We start from the raw sequence: 1014 nt of genomic DNA, 5'->3' as shown, positions 1-1014 counted from the left end.
GACTACGCCGAACAAGAAGCACTACGGCAAATCCGCCGCGAACAAGACAACCCGCCGCCAGAAGATAACGACGCCATTTAACCCATTAAAAGGAGCCATCCCATGAGCTATTTTAGCCAATTCAATACCCTGTCCGCCGAAAAAGCCAAATCGGTGTTTAGCTATGACACTATCCAGCGCACCGGCAAATATATCGGCCAATTTACCCAAGCCGTTTGTTTTGAAGCCCCCAGCGGCGCAAAAGGCATTGAATTTGAATTTGTAAGCGATAACGGCGAACACGCAAACTTTAGCCTCTACACCTGTAGCAAAGACGGCAAAGACATCTTTAGCGCCAACCAGGTGCACGCCATCATGGTCTGCCTGCGCTTAAGAGGCGCAGGCGTCGGCATGCAAAAAGCCAGCGTCTGGGATAACAACGAACGCAAACGCGTCGAAAAACTCGTCCCGCAACTCACCGGCATGCTCAATAAACCCATCGGCATACTTTTAGAGAAAGAAGAATACTTCGACGGCAACGGCAACCCGCGTACGCGGATGAACTTTAAACACGCCTTTGAAGCCGCCACCGAACTCATGGCCGATGAAGTATTAGCCCAAAAAGAAGCCCCCGAACGCCTGCCGCGCGAAGTGGGCAAACTCAAAGACCAGCTTGCCAAGCCGCCGGTGAGCGCCCCGCCCTTTTATGCGCCCAATACGCCCAAACCGCCCGCCGCCGCGCCCGTCCCAGCGTTTGACGACGACATTCCTTTTTAAAACCCATTAAACCGTTAAGGCATTGAAACAATGAACACACCCACACTACCCGCACCCACCTCACAAACCGCACAAAATATACAAGCCGCGCAAAACATGCTGCCGCAAACAATGGAACAAGCGCTTACCTTTGCAGGTATTTTGGCCGAAAGCGGCCTTGCCCCCGCCGGTTTTAATGGCAAGCCCGAAGCCTGCTTTATCGCCATGCAATACGGCGCGGGGCTGGGCTTAAACCCATTGCAAGCCGTGCAAAATATC

General features: G+C 53.1%; 2 protein-coding genes. Both read left to right on the top strand.

Annotation, left to right across the window (positions count from 1 at the left end):
- Nucleotides 1–102: 102 nt before the first annotated feature.
- Entirely contained in the window at nt 103–756 is a 654-nt protein-coding gene (locus AXE65_RS04905; protein WP_068388896.1) for a hypothetical protein, read from the top strand.
- Between the two features lie 30 nt (nt 757–786).
- Nucleotides 787–1014: hypothetical protein (locus AXE65_RS04900; RefSeq protein WP_439144671.1), on the top strand; the 228-nt coding region annotated here is incomplete at its 3' end.

The sequence above is a fragment of the Ventosimonas gracilis genome (assembly GCF_001580025.1).
In the GTDB taxonomy this organism is placed as follows: Bacteria; Pseudomonadota; Gammaproteobacteria; order Pseudomonadales; family Pseudomonadaceae; genus Ventosimonas; species Ventosimonas gracilis.
This window is presented reverse-complemented; position numbering and strand designations above follow the sequence as displayed.